Consider the following 19,962-nt stretch of genomic DNA (forward strand, 5'->3'; position numbering starts at 1 on the left):
AAGGAGGATTTCTGGCGCTTCCTGTGGGAGTGGGCCGGCGTGGCCGGCGAGCCCGGCGAGCGCGTGCTGGTGGACGGCGACCGCATGCCCGGTGCGCGCTGGTTCCCCGACGCCCGCCTGAACTACGCCGAAACCGTTCTGGCCGGTGCGCCGGCGGGTGACGCCGTGGTCTTCCGGGGCGAGGACAAGGTGCGCCGCCGCTGGAGCGGGGCCGAGCTGAAGGCCGAGGTGTCGCGCCTGCAGCAGGCGCTGAAGGCCGCCGGGGTCGGCGTCGGCGACCGGGTCGCCGCCTATATGCCCAACATGCCCGAGACGCTGGCCGCCATGCTGGCCACCGCCGGTCTGGGCGCCACCTGGTCCTCCTGCTCCCCCGACTTTGGCGCGCAGGGGGTGGTGGACCGCTTCGGCCAGATCGAGCCCAAGGTCCTCTTCGCCCCCGACGCCTACTGGTACAACGGCAAGGCCCACGACGTGCGGGCCAAGGTCGCCGAGGTGCTGAAGGATCTGCCGACCGTCACCCGCGCCGTCATCGTCCCCTATGTGGAGGAGACGCCGGCACTGGACGGCATCCCCGGCGCCGTGGCCTACGGCGACTTCGTCGCCCCCTTCGTGGCGGGCGAGCCGGAGTTCGAGCGGCTGCCCTTCGACCACCCGCTGTTCATCCTCTATTCCTCGGGCACCACGGGCAAGCCCAAGTGCATCGTGCACGGCGCCGGCGGCACCCTGCTCCAGCACATCAAGGAACACCGGCTGCACAGCGACCTGAAGCCGGGCGACCGCCTGTTCTACTTCACCACCTGCGGCTGGATGATGTGGAACTGGCTGATGACGGGGCTGGCGAGCGGCGCCACGCTGCTGCTGTACGACGGCTCCCCCTTCGCACCCGATGGCAACGTCCTGTTTGACTATGCCGACGCCGAGGGCATGACGTTTTTCGGCACCTCGGCCAAGTACATCCAATCCCTGGAGAAGTTCGGGATCGAGCCGGCCCGCACCCATCGCCTGGAGTCCCTGCGCGCGCTGGCCTCCACCGGATCGCCGCTGATGCCGGAGAGCTTCGATTACGTCTACCGGTCGATCAAGCCGGACCTGCACCTGGCATCCATCTCCGGCGGCACGGACATCGTGAGCTGCTTCGTGCTGGGTCAGCCCACCGCACCGGTGTGGAAGGGGGAGATCCAGGCGCGCGGCCTCGGCATGGCGGTGGAAGCCTTCTCCGACGACGGCCACCCCGTGCGCGGCGAGAAGGGCGAGTTGGTGTGCACCCGCCCCTTCCCCTCCATGCCGGTTGGATTCTGGGCCGATCCCGACGGGGAGCGGTACCGCGACGCCTATTTCCGGCGTTTTCCCAACGTGTGGACGCATGGTGACTTCATCGAGCGCACGGCGCACGGGGGGTGGGTGATCTACGGCCGCTCCGACGCGGTGCTCAACCCCGGCGGCGTGCGCATCGGTACCGCCGAGATCTACCGCCAGGTGGAGCAGTTCGACGAGGTCATGGAGTCCGTCTGCATCGGCCAGGACTGGGACGGCGACGTGCGCGTCGTGCTGTTCGTCGTGCTGCGCGAGGGGATGCGCCTGGACGCCGACCTGCAGGACCGCATCCGCAAGCGGATCAGGGCCAACTGCTCGCCCCGCCACGTACCGGCGAAGATCGTGCAGGTGACCGACATCCCGCGCACCCGCTCGGGCAAGATCACCGAACTGGCGGTGCGTGACATGGTGCACGGCCGCGCCATCCGGAACACCGAGGCCCTGGCCAACCCGCAGGCCCTCGACCAGTTCAGGGACCTCGGCGAGCTGACAACCGATTGACAAGGCCGGTGCGGCATGGCGGGGCGGGACCTGTTCCTCGACCTTGACGGCGTCCTGGCCGATTTCGACCGGGGCGTGCGGGAGGTTACCGGCAAGGCCCCCGAGGAATTGCCGATGAAGGTGATGTGGCGGGAGCTGTCCCGCCACAGGGACTTCTTCGGCACGCTGGCCTTCATGCACGACGCCCGCGACCTGTGGGCGTTCTGCGCGCCGCACGACCCGACGATCCTGACCGGATTGCCCCTCGGCTCCTGGGCGCCGGAGCAGAAGCGGCGCTGGGTGGCCCACATGCTGGGCCCCCACGTTCGCGTCATCACCTGCATGACCCGGGACAAACCGCGCCATTCCGGCCCCGGAAAGGTGCTGGTGGACGATCGCGAAAAGACCCGCGCGGGGTGGGAGGCGGCCGGCGGCACCTTCATCCTGCACACCACCGCCGCATCCTCCATCGCCGCCCTGCGGCGGCTGGGGTTCTGATGCGGCTTCCGGCAGTTCCGTAGGATCTTTTGGAAGCCGTCGAACCCGACAGAAAAGCCCGCAGGCCTTCATTGATAGGGGCATACGGTTGAAGCCTTCAGGCGGAAACCGTATGACGCGGGAACCTTCCGGCCGCCACCGCCATTGAACGGAGATCATCCGAACGGAGGATCCCCGATGAACGATCGCGACAAGGAGGCGTGGGCTCAGGCGGGAGCGGAGAGCCCCGACGACGTCGACGCCGGCAACCGCACCAGCGAATCCCGCCGCAACGAGCGTCCGGCCGGCGGTGACCGCAGCCCGGACGATGCTGACGCGGACAAGCCCTCCGGCGGGTCCGTGGACGATGCGTCGGGCAAGGCCCAGGAGGATGCCGCCCGCGAGCGTGCACGCAGCGGCGGTTACCAATAACGGTTCGGGCGCTCAGCCCCCTCCCGCCGGCGCGGGAATGACGACCCCCCATCGATTCGGGCCGGACCTGTGGCACCGGCGGCACGCCCGCCGGTGCTTACTGGTCTTATTGCGTTGCATTGCACGCAAACCGTGACGCAACGCCGCATTCCTTGATGCATTCGCGCCACACGTCGCCCACGAAGGCGATTTCGACAGTAAATTCGCAGTTGCCGATGATCCGTTCGCTCTTGTGCAAATGGAATGGTTCTGCCAATAACAGCCGAAATCCGCATCGCGAATGCATTTGAAGGGGTGCTTTCATGAACCAGGCCGAACTGATCGAATCCGTGGCGACCATGGCCGGCATCAAGAAGACGGAGGCCGCCAAGGTCGTCCAGTCGGTGTTCGAGGGCATTTCGGGCGCCTTGCAGCGCGGCGAGGAAGTCCGCCTCGCCGGGTTCGGCATCTTTGAGGTGGCCGAGCGCGCCGCGCGCGAAGGCCGCAACCCCCGGACCGGTGAGGTCGTCCAGATCGCCGCTTCGAAGGCGCCCAAGTTCAAGCCGGCCAAGCAGCTCCGCGACGCCATCAACGGCTGACGCCACCGTATCCAGCGGAGACCTGCCTCATGTCCACGATCGATCTTTCCGACCTGCAGGCGTTGACCGCCAAGGTCGTGGCCGCGTACGTCGGCAACAACTCGGTTGCCGTGACGGAATTGCCGATGCTGATCAGCAGCGTCCAGACGGCCTTCCGCAGCCTCGGCGACGACCGCGCCACCCCGGCCAAGACCGAGCAGACGCCGGCCGTGCCCATCAAGAAGTCGGTGACGCCGGACTACATCGTCTGCCTGGAAGACGGCAAGAAGCTGAAAATGCTGAAGCGTCACCTCAAGACCGTCTACGACATGACCCCGGACGAGTACCGGGTCAAGTGGTCGCTGCCGCCGGAATATCCGATGGTCGCTCCCAACTATGCCAAGGCGCGTTCGGAAATGGCGACCCGTCTGGGGCTCGGCCGCAAGAAGGTCGTCCAGGACTGATAACGGCTCCACGGCCGTCGCATACGCGGGCGCCCCATGGGGCGCCCGTTTTGTTTGGCCGCCGCTCAGTCCGGCGGGCAGTCGCTGCCGGGGCCCAGAGGGCGCTGCATCAGCACGCTGTCCACCCAGCGGCCGAACTTCCATCCCACCGCCGTCAGCAGGCCGGCGTGCACGAAGCCCATGCCGGCGTGCAGCCCGATGGACGCGGCGTTGGCGCTGTTGCCGATGACCGCCACCATCTGCCGGCATCCCGCAGCCGTGCAGCGGTCCAGCAGTACGCCCAGCAAGGCCCGCCCGGCGCCCAGACCCGTCCGGTCATGGGCGATGTAGATGGAATCCTCCACCGTGTAGCGGTAGGCCGGGCGCAGCCGGTACGGCCCGGCGTAGGCATAGCCGACCACCGCCCCCGCATGCTCGGCCACGAGGTACGGCAGGCCGCGGACCAGCACGTCGCCGCGCCGCCGCTCCATCTCCGCCACGTCGGGCGGGACCTCCTCGAACGAGGATAGGCCGGTCAGCACATGATGGGCATAGATCGCCTGAAGGGCGGGGATGTCGTCGGACCGCGAGTCGCGGATCAGCATGGAGGGCCTTCGTGTCGTCCGGGCCGGGGAAAAGGGCGGCATCGCCCATCATAACCCGAAAGGACGGGAACACGGATTCCCGATTGCGCATCCTGCGACACGCCCCATATGCCGCCCCGCCTCTCCCGGCCTTCCGGTCATGGTCGGTGCCGCGAATGCGGCCCCCCGGTTGATGCGCACCGCCGCAAACGGCCGATGCCCTCTCATCTCCCACCGTCCGAAAGTTACAAGGTTCTATTAAAATTCGGCCGAACGTCATGCCTGATGTTTTGTTGAGGTGATACAATGGCTCACCTCTCCCGGATGTCTTCGTTATGGATGGTTAGTTACGGCCATACGCCGAAAAACGCTTCTACATGCCGGTTTATGGGGTTGCCTTCCCCTCCTGGTCACGTCACATTGATCTTGTCTAGAGGCGCATAGCGGACAGTTTCGGCAATTCCCGGCACAAGCGGTGCACAGCGAGAAGAAAACCGAAGTTGCCCACGCCGTTCCCTTGTCATCCATGTGCGCCGGCGGTCCGTATGGACCGGGGGGTAGAGAGAGGAGGCTGTGGAGTGCTCAAGAAACTGCTGATCGGCGAGAACGCCAGCCTGTCCCGGTACGTCGAAGAGTCCAAGCGCTATCCCATCCTGGCCCCGGACGTGGAACACGATCTGGCGGTGGCCTGGCGGGTGCGCGGCGACCTCACCGCCCTGGAGAAGTTGGTCGGCAGCCACCTCCGTCTGGTGATCAAGATCGCCCGCGGCTTCGCCGGCTACGGCCTGCCCCTGGTCGATCTGGTGGCGGAAGGGAACGTCGGCCTGATGCAGGCGGCGCAGAAGTTCGACCCCGAACGGGGATTCCGCTTCGCCACCTACGCGACCTGGTGGATCCGCGCCGCCATCCAGGAGTACATCCTGCACTCCTGGTCCCTGGTCAAGATGGGCACCACCGCCGCCCAGAAGAAGCTGTTCTTCAACCTGCGCCGGCTGAAGAGCCAGCTTGAGGAGCTGGAGCAGGGCGACCTGTCGCCGGCCACCGTTGTGGCGATCGCCACCGAACTGGGCGTGCCCGAGAACGAGGTGGTGGAGATGAACCGGCGCCTTGCCTCGTCCGACAGCTCGCTGGATGCCACCCTGTCGTCGGACGGCGAGACCAACTGGCTGGAACTGCTGGCTGATGAGCGGCCGAGCCAGGAGGTGCTGATCGCCGAAGCGGACGAGATGGCCCTGCGCCGCCGCCTCGTCGGCCAGGCCCTGGAACGCCTGGACGATCGCGAGCGCCGCATCCTGTTCGAGCGCCGGCTGAAGGACAACCCGTCGACCCTGGAAGCGCTCAGCCAGCAGTTCTCGGTCTCGCGCGAGCGCGTGCGCCAGATTGAGGTGCGTGCCTTCGAGAAGTTGCAGAAGGCCGTGCTCAGCGCGGCCCAGGCGCTGCGGCGCCCGGCGCACGCCGCCGCCTGATCGGCTTCTCCCTCTTCCCCCGGCGTATGCTCGCGGCCGGTGTCCCCCAACGGGGGCACCGGCCGTTTTGCTTGCCACGCCCATGATTGACCGGCGAAATCGGGGGAGCCTGCGACAATGCGCAACCTTTCAAAGCGCGGACGCGTCGGAGAGTATGGCCCGCCGTCATGAATTTAAGTAGAAAGTTACCAAAAACCGCTCAGCCAACGCAGGCCATCGCCGGAGTGCCCCACGCCATGCCATCCACGGACCACACCCGTTCCATCTCCGATCGCATCCGGTTCCTTCGCATCGACGACGAAACCAGAAGCCTGCTCCGCGAGTTCCAGCCCCACCTGGCTGCCGCCATTGACCCGCTGCTGGAGGATTTTTACGGCTATCTGCGTTCGGTGCCGGAAACCGCGGCACTTATGAGCAACCCGGCCATCATCGCGCAGGCCCGCAGCGCCCAGAAACAGCATTGGCTGCGCAACGTCTTCACCGGCACCTTCGACGATGCCTACATGGCCCAGGTGCTGCGGATCGGCCAGAGCCACCAGCGCATCGGTTTGGAGCCGCGCTGGTACACCGGCGCCTATTGTTTCATGCTGAACCGCCTGATCGACATCGCCGCACGGGTCTACCGCCGCAAGCCGGAACGGCTGGCGCAGGTGCTGCAGGCGATCAACAAGGCCGTCTTCCTCGACATGGACCTGGCCACCTCGGTCTACGTCGATCTCAACACCGCCGCCATCATCACCCGCGAACTGGGCAGCACCGCCGACGCCTTCGAACGGGAGGTCAAGAGCGTCGTCCAGGGCGTTGCCGCCGCCGCTGTCCAGCTCGAGGGCACCGCGCAGGTGATGAGCCGCACCGCCGAGCAGACGAGCGTGCAGTCCACCCAGGTGGCCGCGGCCGCGGAGGAAGCCTCGGTCAACATCCAGACCGTCGCCGTCGCCGCGGACAAGCTGACCGCCTCCATCGGCGAGATCAGCGGCCAGGTGAGCCAGTCCGCGCGCATCGCCAACGACGCCATGGCCCAGGCGGAGCGCACCAACGTAACGGTCCAGGGGCTGGCCGACGCCGCCTCGCGCATCGGCCAGGTGGTCAAGCTCATTCACGACATCGCCAGCCAGACCAACCTTCTGGCGCTGAACGCCACCATCGAGGCGGCGCGCGCCGGTGAGGCCGGCAAGGGCTTCGCGGTCGTTGCCAGCGAGGTCAAGAGCCTGGCCAACCAGACCGCCAAGGCGACGGAGGAGATCAACACCCAGATCAGCGCCGTCCAGACCGCCACCCGCGACGCCGTCGGAGCCATCCGGTCCATTTCGGAAACCATCGAGCGGATCAACTCCATCTCCGGCACCATCGCCACCGCGGTGGAGGAGCAGGGCATGGCCACCGGCGAGATCGCCCGCAATGTCCAGCAGGCGTCCATCGGCACCCGGGAGGTCAGCGCCACCATCATCGGGGTCAACGCCTCGGCCGCCGACACCGGCAACGAGGCGCGCAACGTTCTCGGCGCCACGGGCGAACTCAGCCGCCAGGCCGACATCCTGAGCCGGGAGGTGGATCACTTCCTCGCCCGCGTGCGCGCCGGCTGAGAACCGGGCGGAGCGGGTGGGGTCCGGGCCCGATGCCGCGGGTGTTGCGAACGGACCGGTGTCCGGTGTAGCTGAAGCACTCCGGCCGGGACGGTGCGGGGGTGCCGTCGGGCCCCCGGCGCCGCCGGGCCCACCGTGGCATCATGCGGACCATGACACCTGTCTTGACCACGCCCCTGGGGCGCCTTCACCAGGACGACTGCATCACGACCATGCGGTCGCTGGACGCCGAAACGGTGGACCTTGCCTTCGCCGACCCGCCCTTCAACCTGGGAAAACAGTACAATTCCCGGATCAACGACCAGCGGGCGGAGGACGAGTACCTGGACTGGTGCCGCACCTGGCTGGACGAGATGGTGCGCGTGCTCAAGCCCGGCGGCTCCCTGTTCCTGTGGAACCTGCCGAAATGGAACCTGCCGCTGGGCGCCCATCTCGGGCGGAGCCTGACCTTCCGCCACTGGATCACCGTCGACATCAAGTATTCCCTGCCGATCCCCAAGCGGCTCTACCCGTCGCACTATTCGCTTCTGTATTTCATCAAGGGGGACCGGCCGGCGATCTTCCATCCCGACCGCCTGCCGGTGACCTGCTGCCGCCATTGCGGCGGGGAACTGCGCGACTACGGCGGCTACAAGGACAAGATGAATCCCGCGGGGGTGAGCCTGACCGACGTGTGGACCGACATCCCGCCGGTGCGCCACAGCAAGTACAAGAAGTGGGAGGCCAACGGGCTGGCGCTGAAGCTGCTGGACCGGGTGCTGACCATGGCCAGCGACCCCGGTTCCCTGGTCCTCGACCCCTTCGGCGGCTCCGGCACCACCTATGTGGCCGCCGAACTGACGGGCCGGCGCTGGATCGGCTCCGACCTGCACTGCGGCGCCATCGTGGAGCGCTTCGCCAACCTGGACGACGACCGCCGCCATCTGGCGGAGATCCACGCCAACAAGAACGTCCTCTTCACCCGCGCCGACGTCGACCGCCGCCGCAAGTCGGGCAAGCCCCTGTCCAAATACTACCGCATCCCGGACGACGACGCCGAACCCGACGCCGCGCCGGCGGAGTGATGGTCCCCCTCTCCCGCACGGGAGAGGGGAAATCCGTTCAGACGCTGAAGTACTTGGCCCGCGGGTGCAGGATGACGATGGCGGAGGTGCTCTGTTCCGGATGGAGCTGGGACTCGTCCGACATCTCGACGCCGATGCGGCCGGCGTCGAGCAGGCGCAGAAGCTGGTCCTGGTCCTCGACCCGCGGGCAGGCGGGATAGCCGAAGGAGTAGCGGGAACCGCGGTAGCCCTGCTGGAGCAGCTTGTCCTTATCGCGCGCGTCCTCGGCGGCGAAGCCCAGTTCGGCGCGGATGCGGGCGTGGACGTACTCCGCCATGGCCTCGGTCATCTCCACCGACAGGCCGTGCAGGTAGAGATAGTCCTGATAGCGGTTGGCGGCGAACCAGTCCCGCGCCACCTCCGACGCGTGCTGGCCCATGGTGACCACCTGCAGCCCGATGACGTCGCGCTCGCCCGCGTCGACGTCGCGTACGAAGTCGGCGATGCACTCCCCGTCCTCCTTCGCCTGGCGCGGCAGGGTGAAGCGGGCGACCTCGCGCTCCCCGTCCTCGGCGAAGAGGATCAGGTCGTTGCCCTCGCCCGCCGCCTTCCAGTAGCCGTAGACGGCCTGCGGGCGCAGGATCTCCTCCTGCGCACATTGGCGCAGCAGCCGGTCCAGGATCGGCCGCAACTCCTTGCGCGACCATTCCATGAACTGGTCCAGCGTGCGGCCGTCCTTGCGGTAGCCCCACTGGAGCTGGAAAAGCATGCGCTCGTTCAGGTAGGTGACCAGTGTCTTCAGCGGCACGTGCTCCAGCACGCGCGGCCCCCAGAAGGGCGGCGGCGGCACCGGCACGCCGTCGGCCAGGCGCGTGCGCCGGGCCCGGGCCGCGGGCAGGTCGGCGGGGCCGGTGGCCGCCTCGGTCGGCTGGCCCAGGGTGCGGCGGCGGTTCACCGGTTTGCCCTGCCGCTTCACCTGCTGGATGGCGAGGTGGTTGTCGAAGGCGCCGGTGACCACCCGGTCCATCAGCGTCAGCCCATCGAAGGCATCACCGGCGTAGGCGACCCGGCCGCTGCCATAGGCGCGCACGCAGTCCTCCTCCACATAGCCGCGGGTCAGCGCCGCGCCGCCCAGCAGCACCGGCACGTCCAGCCCCTCGCGCGTCATCTCCTCCAGGTTCTCGCGCATGATCACCGTGGACTTGACCAGCAGGCCGGACATGCCGACGGCGTCGGCCCTGTGTTCCTTGGCGGCCTGGATGATGGCGGTCACCGGCTGCTTGATGCCCAGGTTGACGACCTTGTAGCCGTTGTTGGTGAGGATGATGTCGACCAGGTTCTTGCCGATGTCGTGGACGTCGCCCTTCACGGTGGCCAGCACCATGGTGCCCTTCTGCTGGCCCTCCGCCTTCTCCATGAACGGCTCCAGGAAGGCGACGGCCGCCTTCATGGTCTCCGCCGACTGGAGCACGAAGGGCAACTGCATCTTGCCGGCGCCGAACAGGTCGCCCACCACCTTCATACCGTCGAGCAGCAGGTCGTTGATGATGGCGATGGGCGAGTGCGTCGCCATCGCCGTCTTCAGGTCGTCCTCCAGCCCGGTGCGGTCGCCGTCGATGATGCGCTGCTTCAGGCACTCCTCGATCGTGTCGGGGCGGGTCTTCTTGCGGGCGTCGGCGGCCTTGCGGCCCTCGAACAGAGCGATGAAGGCTTGCAGCGGGTCGTATCCCTCAGCCCGGCGGTCGAAGATCAGGTCTTCCGCCACCTTGACCTCGGTCTCCGGAATCCGGTGCAGCGGCAGGATCTTGGAGACGTGGACGATGGCCCCGGTCATGCCCCGCCGCACCGCATGGTCCAGGAAGACCGAGTTCAGCACGTGCCGCGCCGCCGCGTTCAGGCCGAAGGAGACGTTGGACAGGCCGAGGATGATCTGGCAGTCCGGCATCTCCCGCGCGATGGCCTCGATCCCCTCCAGGGTCCAGATCGCCAGCTTGCGGTCGTCCTCATTGCCGGTCGCGATGGTGAAGGTCAACGGGTCGAACAGCAGATCGGCGGGGTCCAGCCCGTATTCGTTGACCGCCAGATCGTAAAGGCGCCGGGCAATGGCCAGCTTGCGGTCCGGCGTCTTGGCCATGCCATCCTCGTCGATGGTCAGGGCGATCACGGCGGCGCCGAATTTCTTGGCCAGTTCCAGGCGCTTGCGGGCCGGCTCCTCGCCGTCCTCGAAGTTGATGGAGTTGAGGATGGCCTTGCCGCCGTAGAGCTGGAGCGCCTGTTCCAGCACCGGGAACTCGGTGGAATCGATGACCAGCGGCGCGGTGACCGAGCCGACGAAGCGCCGGATCACCGCGTTCATCTCCGCCACCTCGTCGCGGCCAACGAAGGCGGTGCAGACGTCCAGGGAGTGGCTGCCCTCCTTCACCTGCTCACGCGCCATGTCGACGCAGCCGTCCCAGTCGTGCCGCTCCTGCAGCTCCCGCCACTTCTTCGATCCGTTGGCGTTGCAGCGCTCGCCGATGGCGAAGAAAGCGTTCTCCTGGCGCAGCATCACCTGCGAGTAGAGCGACGACACCGCCGGCACCCAATGGACCGTGCGCCCGCGCGGCGCCGGCCGGTGGGCGCCGGCCGGCGCCAGCTTGCGCAGCACCGCGTCGGCGGCGGCGATGTGCGGCACGTTGGTGCCGCAGCAACCGCCCACCAGATTGACGCCGTCCTCGGCGACGAAGCGCTCCAGCCAGGTGCCGAAGTCCTCGGGCCGCAGGGGGTAGTGGGTCTTGCCGTCCACCAGCTCCGGCAGGCCGGCGTTGGGCTGGACGGAGATCAGGCCGGGCCAGTTCCGGGCCAGCCAGCGCACGTGCTCGCTCATCTCCAGCGGCCCGGTGGCGCAGTTGAGGCCCAGCAGCGGCACGTCCAGCGCCTTGATGGCGGTGGCGGCGGCGGCGATGTCGGTGCCGACCAGCAGGGTGCCGGTGGTCTCCACCGTCACCTGCACGAAGACCGGCGTGTCGGTCCCCGCCTCCCGCCGCGCGCGCTTGACGCCGTTGACCGCCGCCTTGATCTGCAACGGGTCCTGGCAGGTCTCGATGAGGATGGCGTCGCAGCCGCCGGCGATCTGGCCGGTGGCCTGGACGTAGAAGGACTCCTCCAGCGCGGGATAGGCGATGTGCCCCAGGCTGGGCAGCTTGGTGCCCGGCCCGATGGAGCCCAGCACGAAGCGGTCGCGCCCGTCGCCGAAGCCCTCCGCCGCCTCGCGGGCCAGCTCCACCGCGCGCTTGTTGATCTCGAACGCCTTGTCCTCCAGCCCGAACTCGCCCAGCGTCACCGGCGAGGCGCCGAAGGTGTCGGTCTCCACCATGTCGGCGCCGGCCTCGTAATAGCCCCGGTGGATGTCGCGCACGATGTCGGGGCGGGACAGGGGCAGGATGTCGGTGCAGTTCTCGTGCCCCCAGAAATCCTTCTCGACGTCGAGGTCGAGCACCTGGATGCGGCTGCCGAAGCCGCCGTCGCACAGGAGAACGCGGTCACGCAGGGTGTCGAGAATGTGGGGCATGGGACGGGGATTCGCTTTCGGTTTTCCTGGTTCGGTTCAATCAAGGCCGTGGCGGTTCAGCGGCCACCATGACTCGTCAAGAAGCTGATCGAGGGAATAAGGGCAGTCATCGGGAAGAAGCCGTTCATCGACGCGGTCCTGGCCCAGCCCATCGATGGCGAAGCTGCGACCGCGCCGGAACACACCGTCCAGTGCGATCCGCCGCCGCAGGCTCGGGCTGTCTTCCAGCGCATCGACGGCCGACGCCCGCTGCTCGCGCACCGTTTTACGCCAGCCGCCGCGCGGTTCGGCGGCGGGCGAAAACTCCAGCTTCAGGAGGTGTTCGACAATGCGGGCGAGATGGCTTCCGACCGTCCGCAGGTCGCTCTTGCCCATATCCTCGATTTCCTCCGCAATGTGTTCCCAGTCGATGGAGGTATTGCTCCGCTGCTGCGCCGCCTCGCGCAGCAGGCGGGCCTGTTCCTGCGTCCAGGCGTAGTGGTCCTCGTCGTAGGCGTGCCGGCCGCTCATGGTCGTCCTCCCCGCGCCGCATGGATGGGCGACTCTAACATGGGTGTGCCGCTCCGACGGATCACTCCGCCGCCGGGGCGCCCTGGCGCGCCTTCACCCCCAGCCGGCGGCAGATGGCGATGGTCAGTTCGGCGCGGTTCAGGGTGTAGAAGTGGAAAGCGTCGACACCGCCGGCGCTGAGCGCCTGGCACTGCTCCGCCGCCACCGTCGCCGCGACGAGCTGGCGGGTGTCCGGGTCGGCGTCCAGCCCCTCGAACGTCTCCGCCATCCCGGCCGGCACGGCGGCGCCGCACATGGCGGCGAACTCGCAGGCGCGGGCGAAGTTGGTGATGGGCAGGATGCCGGGCACGATGGGCACCGCGATGCCCGCCGCCGCCGCGCGGTCGCGAAAGCGGAAATAGGCGTCGTTGTCGAAGAAGAACTGGGTGATGGCGCGGGTGGCCCCGGCATCCACCTTGCGCTTCAGGTTGTCCAGGTCGAAGACGGCCGAGGGCGCGGCGGGGTGCGTCTCGGGATAGGCAGCCACGGAGATCTCGAAGTCGGCGACCGCCCGCAGCCCGGCCACCAGATCGGCGGCATAGTCGTAGCCGCCGGGATGGGGTGTGTAGGCACCGGCGGCGCCGCCCTGCCCTTCCGGCGGGTCGCCGCGCAGCGCCACGATGTGGCGGATGCCGGCGTCCCAATAGGTGCGGGCGATGGCGTCGATCTCGGCGCGGGTGGCGCCGACGCAGGTCAGATGCGCGGCGGCGGGAATGCCGGTGTCGCGCTGGATGCGGCACACCGTGTTGTGGGTGCGCTCGCGCGTCGAGCCGCCGGCGCCGTAGGTGACCGACACGAAGGCCGGCGCCAGCGGGGCCAGCCGCTCGATGGCCTGCCACAGGCTCTGCTCCATCTTCTCCGTCTTGGGCGGGAAGAACTCGAAGCTGACGGACGGAGGGGCGGACGTCATGGAACGGCTCCGATGCTGGACGGGACGGAGGGGACGGGCCGGTCACCGCCCGGCGGGGCGGCGCGGGTGGCGGGCCAGATGGAAACGGTCAGGGGATCGCCGGCCAGGTGCACGACGGGGGCGCTCTCCAGCCCCGCCTGACGGCACCACTGGGCGATCTCCCCGTCGGCGAATCCGAGTCGGCGGTGGGCGTGCTCGCTGCGCAGGGATTCCAGGTCGTGCGGGGCGAAATCGACCACCAGCAGCCGGCCGCCGGGGCGCAGCACCCGCGCCGCCTCGGCCAGCACGTCGCCGGGCGACTCGGCGAAATGCAGCACCTGGTGGATCACCGCCACGTCGAAGGAGCCGGACGGGAACGGCAACTGGTACATGTCCGCCTGGCGGACATGGCAATGGCGCAGGCCGGCGGCCTCCAGGTTGATGCGGGCGACCGCGAGCATCTCGCGGGATTGGTCGACTCCAACCGCACGGCCGGCGCGCGGCCCCAGCACCTCCAGGATGCGGCCGGTGCCGGTGCCGATATCGAGCAGGTCGCCGATGGGGCCGTCGGGCAGCAGGGTGGCCAGCGCCGCCTCCACCTCCCGCTCCGGCACGTGCAGGGCGCGGATCTCGTGCCAGCGCGCCGCGTTCTCCCGGAAGTAGGCCGCAGCCGACTCCGAACGGCCGCGCTTGATCGACTCCAGGCGCTCCAGGTCCAGGGCCAGCGTCTGGTCGTCCGCCGGGATGGCATCCACCAGCACGCGCGCCAGTTCCGCCGACGCCCCCCGCTCGGCCAGCCGGTAGAAGGCGAAGGTGCCTTCACGGAAGCGGTCCAACAGGCCGGCATCGCACAGCAGCTTCAGATGGCGCGAGACGCGCGGCTGACTCTGGCCCAGGATATGGGTCAGTTCGCTGACGGTCAGCTCCCCGTGGGCGCACAGGGCCAGCAGGCGCAGCCGCGTCGGCTCCGCCGCCGCCTTCAGGGTCTGAAGCAGGTCGTCCATGGCCTGCGGTCCGCCTCGCTCCGGTGAGATCCGGATACAGATATAAAGATATCTTTATACAGCGTAAACAGAATTCGCTTGCGGCTCCGGGACGAGGCGCCCGACACGACACCTATAACGGCCGTGCAACACCCGACCGGCGCCGGTGAAACCCCGGCTTCCGCGCACTGGCCAAACGGTTGAGCCTGTGCTACGCACGAAAAGGGCGAACGTCGGCCGGGCTACCGAGACGGCGTGCGTCCGCCGTGAAGACCGATGCGACGACCCTGTCTCCCTGCCCCTCGCAGGACCGGACGCGGTCCGACCAGAGATGAGAGCTGTTGACCTCCATGAAGCTGGCCAGCCTGCGATCCCTCCTGCGCGCCGCAACGGCGGCGACCCTCTCCCTCGCCTTCGTCGGGTGCGCGTCGCTGCCACCGGACGATCCGGCCGCTCGCGACGCCTATTACGAGGCGAACGACCCGCTGGAGCCGATCAACCGGGCCATCTTCGGCTTCAACGAGGCCGCGGACATCCTGATCCTGGAACCGGCGGCCAACAGCTATCGCCTGCTGGTGCCGGATCCGCTGCGCGATGCCGTCCAGGCGTTCATCCTCAACCTGTTGAGCCCGCTGGTGATCGCCAACGAGCTGCTGCAGGGCAATTTCGAGGACGCGCAGGTCGCAACGGGCCGCTTCATCACCAACACCGTGCTCGGTGCGGGCGGCATCGCCGACGTGGCCACGGTGGCCGGCATGCCGTACGAGCCCGAGGACTTCGGCCAGACCCTTGGCGTCTGGGGAATCGGCAGCGGTCCCTACATCGTCCTGCCCATCCTCGGCCCGTCGAACCTGCGCGACGCCACCGGCCGCGCGGTCGACACCGTCGCCGATCCGGTCCGCATCTGGGCCTACAACACCGACAACAAGGGCTTCCTCGTCGGCCGTGCCGTCACCGGCGCCGTGGACACCCGGTCGCGGGTGATCACGGAAGTGAACGATCTGCGCCGCAACTCCGTTGACTATTACGCCGCCGTGCGCAGCCTCTATCGCCAGCAGCGCCAGGCCCTGATCAACGACAGCGCGGCACCGCAGTCCACCCCGGAGTTTCCGGATTTCAAATCGCAATGACCGTGGCCGCATTGGCCACGCGTCGTATGACCGTTGACAAGGGACGCTCCGCCGCCACCTTCATGTCGCCATGCTGACACGCCGCACCTTCGCCGCCACTGCGGCCCTGCTCGCGCTTAGCGGCTGGGTCGCAGCCCCGTCCTTCGCCCAGCCCGCCGACGCGGGTGCCCGCGACTTCATCGAAAGGCTGGGGAACGAGGCGATCTCCACGTTCGCCCGGACGGATCTGTCGCGCCAGCAGGCGCTGAGCAGCTTCACCCGCCTGCTGCACGAAGGCTTCGATGTGCCCTACATCGGCCGCTGGGTGCTCGGCCGTCACTGGAACGCCGCGACGCCGCAGCAGCAGCAGGAGTATCTGAACCTGTTCGAGCGGCTGATCGTCGACACCTACGCCAACCGTTTCCTGGAATATTCCGGCGAGACCTTCCGCATTGCCGGCTCCCGTCCCGAGGGTGAACGGGACACCATGGTGCAGACCCAGATCGTCCGCCCGGCCGGTCCGCCGGTGCAGGTGGAATGGCGGGTGCGCCAGCAGGCGCCGGGCACCTTCAAGATCATCGATGTGGTGGTCGAGGGGGTGAGCATGGGCGTCACCCAGCGCTCCGAGTTCGCCTCGGTCGTGCAGTCGCGCGGCGGCATCACCGGCCTGATCGACGCCTTGCGCAGCCGCGTCTCCCAGGGCTGACCCCGCTTGCGCTTTCACCGGCTGAAGCCCCTCCCCCGTCCGGGAGGGGCTTTTTCATGCGCCGCCCACGGCCACCTGCGACAGCGGCAGGGAGATGCGGAAGACGGCACCCTCCGGCACCCTCCGCTCCGCCCGGACGGTGCCGCCGATCTGCCGGGTTAGCGTGGTGATGATGCGCATGCCCAGGTTGGCGCTGCGCTGAAGATCGAACTCCGGCGGCAGACCGGGGCCGTCATCCGCCACCGCGAATTCCAGGTCCGATCCCGCGGACCGCAAGGTGACGGTCACCGTCACGGGCCGTCCGGCCGCGTGCTTGACGGCGTTGGTGATCAGTTCGTTGGCCACGAGGCTCAGGGGAATCGCGATGTCGATGGGCAGTTCCACCGTCTCGGCATCGAGCCGCAGGGTGCACGCGCTCGCACCACCGGATGCGCTGATGAGATCGTCGCACAGGCCGCTCAGATAGGCGGACAGTTCCACGCTCTGGAACCGCTCGGTCTGATAGAGCCGGCCATGCACCCTGGCCACCGCATGGATGCGTCCGATGGCGTCGCGGAAGTGATGGCGCAGGCGCTCGTCGGTGATGCCGCGCAGTTGCAGGGACAGAAGACTGGACACCAGGTGGAGGCTGTTCTTGATGCGATGGTTCACCTCGCGCAGCAACAGGCTCTTGTGCTCCAGAGCTCGCTGTAGGTCCGCCTGCACCCGCTTGCGCTCGGTGATGTCCCGCAGGATGCCCGTGACGAAGCCGGTGCCCTCGGCGGTCCACGGGGCGACCGATAGCTCCAGGGCCACCACGCTGCCGTCCTTGCGCCGTCCCGTGCCTTCAAAGGGTGCTTCACCGGGTCGGCCGGCGGCCGACAGCCAACCGTCGGCGGCATCGCCCAGCAGAGTCGCGATGGGCATTCCCGCCGCCTCCGCCGCGGTATAGCCGAACTGGCGCTCCGCCGACCGGTTGATCCACTGGATCCTGCCGGTGACGTCAGAGGTGACGATGGCGTCGGGTGCGGTGTCCACCACCGCACGGTAGCGTGCCTCGCGGCGTTCCCGCAGAAAGCGGTCACGTTCGGCCTGGACGGTTACGTCGGTGATCTGGATGAGGCACAGCGGGCCGCCGCCGGCATCGATGCGGCGCACGGTGGTGTTGTGGACCATCGGCGTGCCGTCGGATCGCCGCAGATCGAACAGAAAGCGGTTCAGCGTGTGCGACAGGACCGCCGGCGCTCCCGTGGTCAGCGCGTCGTCTATGGCGACCTGCACCCGCGATTCCGGCAGGGCGGGGAACACGGCCTTCAGCTCTCCCTCCAGCACATCGCCGGCGCAGCGACCGGTGGCGCGCTCCATCCAGGCGTTCCACGCCAGGACGCGCAGAGCCGGATCCAGCACGATGACTCCGCCATCCAGGCCATGCAGAACGGCGTACAGCATCGCCGACGGGTCACGCAGTCGGTCCACGCCGCGCCTCGATGGAGATGTCAGAGATGAAGCGGTGGATCAGTTCGCGCAGGGCATTGAGGGACGGCAGGTCCATCAGCAACGCCAGGTAACCGCGGATGTTGCGGCTGCGGACGGAGAAGTCGATGTAGAGCAGGAGCACCAGTTCCGCCGCCGGTTCCGGCCGGACCGGACCGAGCAGAACCGTCGGTCCATCACCGCGCACCACACTGGGCAGCGATATGTCGAGGCTCTCGTGCAGGGCGTTGGCGATCACCGACAGGCAGCCGTTCAGGATGACGTTGCCCATCTCGGTCAGCGCCTCCTGCTCCAGGTCGACGATCTCCTCCAGATCGTGATCGTCGCCGACCGCCGCGCGCACCAGTTCCAGGCTGTTGACTTCGGGAAAGATCAGCAGCGCCCGGCCGGAGAAGCGGCCCTCGAAACTCTGGCTCACCGCCACGAAGGGCGACGGACCGCTGCGGGTCAGGGCCTGCACCGCCGCGTCGCGAGCGACCACGCGCACCGAGGGAACCGACAGGGATACCTGTTCGCGGATCATGCGGCTGAGGTGCGTCGCCGCGCGCCCCACTCCCATGTTCACCAGCTCCGCCAACGCGTCGTGCTCCAGCTCGTCCAGATCGATCATGAGGTGTCCCCGGTGCGCCGCACCGCAGGACGGTGCCCTCCGACCGCGGCGTCTTCGAAGATGGCGATGGGGATCAGCAGCGGTCAAGTGTGTCTTTCGGCATCGCGCCGGGCAGAAGTCTGCCCCTTCCGGTCGAAAATCATCACATGCGGGCACCGCAAACGATGACGGCCGGGCGTGGACGCGGCATACTTGCGCTCCGGTACACCTTTGCCACGATTGCCGTTCCATGACCCAGCGGACCGGCGCCGAGATCGAAGAGATCAAGGCGATCATCATTGCCCATCAGACCTGGCTGAAGCGCCGGGGCGGCAAGCGCGCCGATCTCAGCTTCCGCGACCTGTCGTGCCTGGCCCTGGCGAAGGTCAGCCTGACCGGAGCCAAGCTGTCGGGGGCCAACCTGTCGGGTGCGAAGCTGATGGCCGCCGACCTCAGCCAGACCGACCTGTTCGGTGCCGACCTGGAAGGGGCGGATCTGTCCGGTGCGACCCTGGCCGGCGCCGACCTGCGCGGCGCCAACCTGCACCGCGCCTGCCTGACCGATGCCATCCTGCGCGGTGCCGATCTGCGCGCGGGCGAACTGGTGGGCGGCGGAACCGGCGCGGGAAGCGGCGGGACAGCCGGCCGCACCCGCCTGACCGAGGCGAAGCTGGAACGCTCCATTCTGGCCGGTGCGAACCTGACGGGCTGCGATCTCTCCGGCGCCGATCTCAACGATGCCGACCTGAGCGGTGTGGAATTGGGTTCGGCGGTTTTGCTCGGTACGGATCTCAGCGGTGCCACGCTCGACGGCGCGGTGTTCGGACAGACGGTCATCGACCGGGCGACGCTGCAACGGACGTTCATCCCCTTCGTCCTGACTCCGGACGCGGTGGCGGAACCCACCTACACCACCCTGCCGGCCGCCGCCCTGCTGGACGCGGTCGCCGCCCACGAAGCCTGGGTGGACAGCGAGGGAACGCAGGGCAAACGGCTGGACCTGGACCTGGTGGCCGTCGTCGGAGCGGACCTGAGCGGGCGCACGCTGTCGGCAGCGCGCCTGCGCCGCTGCCGGTTCCCGAAGGTGCGGCTGAGCGGCGCCGATCTTCAGATGGCCGATCTGTCCTACTGCGACCTGGAAGGCGCGGACCTGGCGCGAGCCAACCTGCGCGGAGCGACGCTGCGCCGCACCGGCCTGGCCGACTCGGCGCTGACGGACGCTGATGCGCGTTCGCTGACGCTGGCGGGCGGGAGGACCTGGCCGACGAACTTCGACGGCGCCGACCTGACGCGGGCGTCCTTGCGCAACGCCCGCCTGGACGGTGCGGTGCTGCATTCGGCGCGGCTCGATGGTGCAGACCTGGACGGCAGCGGCCTGACAGCGCGCGCAACCGCCGCGCCGCCGCCGCCCGCGCCCCACGAACGGCGGCGGCACAAGCGCTTCGCCCGGCCGCGCCTGGTGATCGACTGTCCGCACGGTCGCTTCGATACCCGCAACTGGTCGATCGGCGGCCTGTGCATCGAGGCGAAGGGGACGGTGTTCCGGCCCGGCGATGTGGTGGAGGGCCGCCTGACCCTGCCCGCGGGGGAAACCGTGACCGCCCCCGTCCGCTTCGTCGTGCTCCACCTCAACGGCGGCCGCGGTCATGTTTCGGTGCGGTTCGATAGCTACACCGACGGGCTGAAGGGATTGCTGAAAGGCGCCTTCCTGGAGCACCAGCGCACCACCGCGTGA

General features: G+C 68.4%; 18 protein-coding genes. 11 read left to right on the plus strand and 7 right to left on the minus strand.

Features of this window, described 5'->3' with window-relative positions; genetic code table 11:
• The 5 genes from G472_RS0128715 to G472_RS0128735 form a co-directional block, all read left to right on the plus strand.
• Positions 1–1,815: acetoacetate--CoA ligase (locus G472_RS0128715; RefSeq protein WP_029011147.1), on the plus strand; the 1,815-nt coding region annotated here is incomplete at its 5' end.
• Positions 1,816–1,830: 15 nt separating this feature from the next.
• Positions 1,831–2,292: a hypothetical protein gene (locus tag G472_RS0128720; RefSeq protein WP_029011148.1), complete on the plus strand. Its 462-nt coding sequence runs from the start codon at positions 1,831–1,833 to the stop codon at positions 2,290–2,292.
• A 177-nt stretch (positions 2,293–2,469) separates the two neighbouring features.
• Entirely contained in the window at positions 2,470–2,703 is a 234-nt protein-coding gene (locus G472_RS0128725; protein WP_029011149.1) for a hypothetical protein, read from the plus strand.
• Positions 2,704–3,005: 302 nt separating this feature from the next.
• A complete protein-coding gene (locus tag G472_RS0128730; protein ID WP_029011150.1) occupies positions 3,006–3,281 on the plus strand; it encodes an HU family DNA-binding protein in 276 nt (91 codons plus the stop codon).
• A 29-nt stretch (positions 3,282–3,310) separates the two neighbouring features.
• Positions 3,311–3,724 carry a Ros/MucR family transcriptional regulator gene (locus G472_RS0128735; protein WP_029011151.1) on the plus strand — a complete coding sequence of 138 codons (414 nt, stop codon included), beginning with the start codon at positions 3,311–3,313 and terminating at the stop codon, positions 3,722–3,724.
• A 65-nt stretch (positions 3,725–3,789) separates the two neighbouring features.
• Here G472_RS0128735 and G472_RS0128740 read toward each other — a convergent pair whose 3' ends face one another.
• Positions 3,790–4,308 (minus strand): GNAT family N-acetyltransferase, encoded by a 519-nt coding sequence (locus G472_RS0128740; RefSeq protein WP_035694134.1) that lies wholly within the window; start codon positions 4,306–4,308, stop codon positions 3,790–3,792.
• Between the two features lie 557 nt (positions 4,309–4,865).
• Here G472_RS0128740 and rpoH point away from each other — a divergent pair.
• From rpoH to G472_RS36280, 3 genes are all read left to right on the plus strand, one after another.
• Positions 4,866–5,753 (plus strand): RNA polymerase sigma factor RpoH, encoded by an 888-nt coding sequence (rpoH, locus tag G472_RS0128745; RefSeq protein WP_029011153.1) that lies wholly within the window; start codon positions 4,866–4,868, stop codon positions 5,751–5,753.
• A gap of 236 nt (positions 5,754–5,989) precedes the next feature.
• On the plus strand, positions 5,990–7,336 hold the full coding sequence (locus G472_RS0128750) for a globin-coupled sensor protein (protein WP_029011154.1): 1,347 nt from the start codon (positions 5,990–5,992) through the stop codon (positions 7,334–7,336).
• A gap of 164 nt (positions 7,337–7,500) precedes the next feature.
• The gene (locus tag G472_RS36280; protein ID WP_051341531.1) at positions 7,501–8,400 is read left to right on the plus strand and encodes a DNA-methyltransferase; all 900 of its coding nucleotides are present in this window, start codon (positions 7,501–7,503) and stop codon (positions 8,398–8,400) included.
• A gap of 37 nt (positions 8,401–8,437) precedes the next feature.
• On the opposite strand, the gene metH is transcribed toward G472_RS36280, so the two are convergent.
• From metH to G472_RS0128775, 4 genes are all read right to left on the minus strand, one after another.
• Entirely contained in the window at positions 8,438–11,929 is a 3,492-nt protein-coding gene (metH, locus tag G472_RS0128760) for a methionine synthase (protein ID WP_029011155.1), read from the minus strand.
• A 36-nt stretch (positions 11,930–11,965) separates the two neighbouring features.
• Entirely contained in the window at positions 11,966–12,439 is a 474-nt protein-coding gene (locus G472_RS0128765; RefSeq protein WP_029011156.1) for a DUF29 domain-containing protein, read from the minus strand.
• Positions 12,440–12,500: 61 nt separating this feature from the next.
• Positions 12,501–13,388, minus strand: coding sequence for a methylenetetrahydrofolate reductase [NAD(P)H] (metF, locus tag G472_RS0128770; protein ID WP_029011157.1), 888 nt, complete (start codon positions 13,386–13,388; stop codon positions 12,501–12,503).
• The gene (locus G472_RS0128775) at positions 13,385–14,371 is read right to left on the minus strand and encodes an ArsR/SmtB family transcription factor (RefSeq protein ID WP_029011158.1); all 987 of its coding nucleotides are present in this window, start codon (positions 14,369–14,371) and stop codon (positions 13,385–13,387) included. The genes metF and G472_RS0128775 overlap by 4 nt, the downstream gene beginning before the upstream one ends.
• A gap of 329 nt (positions 14,372–14,700) precedes the next feature.
• On the opposite strand from G472_RS0128775, the gene G472_RS0128780 reads away from it, so the two are divergent.
• Positions 14,701–15,480 carry an MlaA family lipoprotein gene (locus G472_RS0128780; RefSeq protein WP_029011159.1) on the plus strand — a complete coding sequence of 260 codons (780 nt, stop codon included), beginning with the start codon at positions 14,701–14,703 and terminating at the stop codon, positions 15,478–15,480.
• A 70-nt stretch (positions 15,481–15,550) separates the two neighbouring features.
• Positions 15,551–16,165, plus strand: coding sequence for an MlaC/ttg2D family ABC transporter substrate-binding protein (locus G472_RS0128785; RefSeq protein ID WP_029011160.1), 615 nt, complete (start codon positions 15,551–15,553; stop codon positions 16,163–16,165).
• 54 nt (positions 16,166–16,219) lie between these two features.
• Here G472_RS0128785 and G472_RS0128790 read toward each other — a convergent pair whose 3' ends face one another.
• On the minus strand, positions 16,220–17,620 hold the full coding sequence (locus tag G472_RS0128790; protein WP_245593622.1) for a sensor histidine kinase: 1,401 nt from the start codon (positions 17,618–17,620) through the stop codon (positions 16,220–16,222).
• Positions 17,604–18,248, minus strand: a complete 645-nt coding sequence (locus G472_RS0128795; RefSeq protein WP_029011162.1) for a chemotaxis protein CheX — start codon at positions 18,246–18,248, stop codon at positions 17,604–17,606. Before G472_RS0128795 ends, G472_RS0128790 begins: the two co-directional genes overlap by 17 nt.
• Before the next feature lie 229 nt (positions 18,249–18,477).
• On the opposite strand from G472_RS0128795, the gene G472_RS0128800 reads away from it, so the two are divergent.
• Positions 18,478–19,962, plus strand: coding sequence for a pentapeptide repeat-containing protein (locus tag G472_RS0128800; RefSeq protein ID WP_029011163.1), 1,485 nt, complete (start codon positions 18,478–18,480; stop codon positions 19,960–19,962).

The sequence above is a fragment of the Azospirillum halopraeferens DSM 3675 genome, assembly GCF_000429625.1.
Classification (GTDB): Bacteria; Pseudomonadota; Alphaproteobacteria; order Azospirillales; family Azospirillaceae; genus Azospirillum; species Azospirillum halopraeferens.

Coding starts and splice junctions, on each gene's coding strand:
- G472_RS0128800 (WP_029011163.1), top strand. CDS start 18,478: ATGACCCAGCGGACCGGCGCCGAGATCGAAGAGATCAAGGCGATCATC.
- G472_RS0128780 (WP_029011159.1), top strand. CDS start 14,701: ATGAAGCTGGCCAGCCTGCGATCCCTCCTGCGCGCCGCAACGGCGGCG.
- G472_RS0128765 (WP_029011156.1), bottom strand. CDS start 12,439: ATGAGCGGCCGGCACGCCTACGACGAGGACCACTACGCCTGGACGCAG.
- G472_RS0128730 (WP_029011150.1), top strand. CDS start 3,006: ATGAACCAGGCCGAACTGATCGAATCCGTGGCGACCATGGCCGGCATC.
- metF (WP_029011157.1), bottom strand. CDS start 13,388: ATGACGTCCGCCCCTCCGTCCGTCAGCTTCGAGTTCTTCCCGCCCAAG.
- metH (WP_029011155.1), bottom strand. CDS start 11,929: ATGCCCCACATTCTCGACACCCTGCGTGACCGCGTTCTCCTGTGCGAC.
- G472_RS0128720 (WP_029011148.1), top strand. CDS start 1,831: ATGGCGGGGCGGGACCTGTTCCTCGACCTTGACGGCGTCCTGGCCGAT.
- G472_RS0128775 (WP_029011158.1), bottom strand. CDS start 14,371: ATGGACGACCTGCTTCAGACCCTGAAGGCGGCGGCGGAGCCGACGCGG.
- G472_RS0128740 (WP_035694134.1), bottom strand. CDS start 4,308: ATGCTGATCCGCGACTCGCGGTCCGACGACATCCCCGCCCTTCAGGCG.
- G472_RS0128795 (WP_029011162.1), bottom strand. CDS start 18,248: ATGATCGATCTGGACGAGCTGGAGCACGACGCGTTGGCGGAGCTGGTG.
- G472_RS0128735 (WP_029011151.1), top strand. CDS start 3,311: ATGTCCACGATCGATCTTTCCGACCTGCAGGCGTTGACCGCCAAGGTC.
- G472_RS0128725 (WP_029011149.1), top strand. CDS start 2,470: ATGAACGATCGCGACAAGGAGGCGTGGGCTCAGGCGGGAGCGGAGAGC.
- G472_RS0128785 (WP_029011160.1), top strand. CDS start 15,551: ATGCTGACACGCCGCACCTTCGCCGCCACTGCGGCCCTGCTCGCGCTT.
- G472_RS0128750 (WP_029011154.1), top strand. CDS start 5,990: ATGCCATCCACGGACCACACCCGTTCCATCTCCGATCGCATCCGGTTC.